This is a genomic window from Oleiphilus sp. HI0125 (genome assembly GCF_001635355.1).
The window spans coordinates 1-1,616 of sequence record NZ_LWGF01000688.1; the positions used below are offsets into that span (position 1 = coordinate 1).

The 1,616-nt window shown below is 42.8% G+C and carries 2 protein-coding genes; one reads left to right on the forward strand and one right to left on the reverse strand.

What is annotated here, in order from left to right; genetic code table 11:
* Positions 1-228: cation:proton antiporter (locus A3762_RS09970; RefSeq protein WP_197469185.1), on the reverse strand; the 228-nt coding region annotated here is incomplete at its 3' end.
* Positions 229-350: 122 nt separating this feature from the next.
* On the opposite strand from A3762_RS09970, the gene A3762_RS09975 reads away from it, so the two are divergent.
* On the forward strand, positions 351-1,616 hold a 1,266-nt coding region (locus tag A3762_RS09975; protein WP_197469186.1), incomplete at its 3' end, for an AarF/UbiB family protein.

Sequence of the window (1,616 nt, forward strand, 5' to 3'; positions counted from 1 at the left end):
CTGCATGTCTAAGCCAAGTAAAAACAACAAAAAGATAATACCAATCTCGGCTATTTCGCTAAGCATTCGAGCGTCTGACACATAGTCCAAGCCGAATGGCCCAACGATTGCACCAATAATGATATAGGCGAGTATGAGTGGCTGTCGCGCATACAGAGCGAACGATGCAACGATAGCTGCGCCAGTAAAAATTAAGAAGAATGAATGAACTATCGACGTTTCAGGCATGAAGCATGCTGTCCTTGTGTTATGATTCTTGGCCCGTTTCTGTGATCTATTTTCGAGAAAGCCTTATGGCTTGTAAAGACTCTCGCTCGACTAAATGAGAATGACGATATATTGGTAGTGTTATGAAGGATTATGACAACGATACGAACGAGCTCTCTGCGTTGACCGATTCGCTTAAGAGCATAAGTAACTCAACTTGGTCGTTTCTCAAGCGTTCGGGAAGCATCGCCACGAGCAGTTTGGCTTTGCCTACCTTGTTTTCTCCGGTTTTAAAACTAGTTATATCAGATGAAGATGTAAGTCGTTCTCAGTTAGCTGAGACATTAGATGGTCTGTTTGATGGACTCTATGCACATCCAGTTTCCAATTACTCAAAGGATGTAACCGCATATCTTCGTAAAAGTAGTTTCATCCCAAATGAAGAAAGCACAGAGAGACTCATCAAATACTTGGTTTCGCAGTCTATCTCTCGCAGCCCTGTAGAGATTCCCGAAGTAGTTATAGAAGAGTTTTGGTTGTTCTTTCAAGAACTGATTGAGAGTCCAGAGCTGCAAGGGATTTTTGAGCTAAATCTAGAGATCACCCGCGCAATTATCCGCGTCTACGAGCCGCTTTTGGTAGAGGCGATCAATACCATCAAGCACTTGAGAAAAATCAATCGTGACGGTTTTAATGAAATTGTACGTAAGCTACAAGTATTGCGCGGCGATATTCAGATCTTAAAGCGTCAAATTCAAGCAATCCGTTACATAAAACCTTTCTTGGAAACCGACCCGAAAGACTTCCATGCCCAAGCGCAAATCGTTTCGAAGATGGTAAGTGAATTCGGTCCCTTGTTTATCAAAATGGCACAAGTTGCTGCGGCCAGTGCTGATTTTCTGCCCGAAGAAATTTCACGCGAACTTGCGGTGTTCCAGCAAGATGTTGAGCCGATGTCAGTCGAACAAGTGAGAAAAGTGTTTTTTGAAGATTTTGGTCAGCCGCCAGAGAGCATGTACTACGAATTTGATGCATCAAAGCCTCTAAAAAGTGGGTCAATTGGTTCCGTGTTTTTGGCCAAGAAAGCCGTTGAAAATACGAATTCAGAGGGAGAAACATCAACAGTACTGGTACCTATTGTCGTGAAAGTTGCGCGTCATAATCTTGAACGCGAATTTGCGATGGGTTCGTTGGCAATCGAATTAATGTTGATTAGTAGTCAGTATTGGGCTCCTCACTCAAAACTTAAGCCTTTTTTGAAATCAATGGCAGAACAAATTAAAGAGTTCACGCGTGGTTTTGAGCAAGAGTTAGATTTCTCTTTAGAAGCTGAAACACAAAGACGTTTTTACGAACGAGCACTTGGTTCTGATTATTGGTCGGTGCCAAAGGTCTATGGCGCGAGCGGA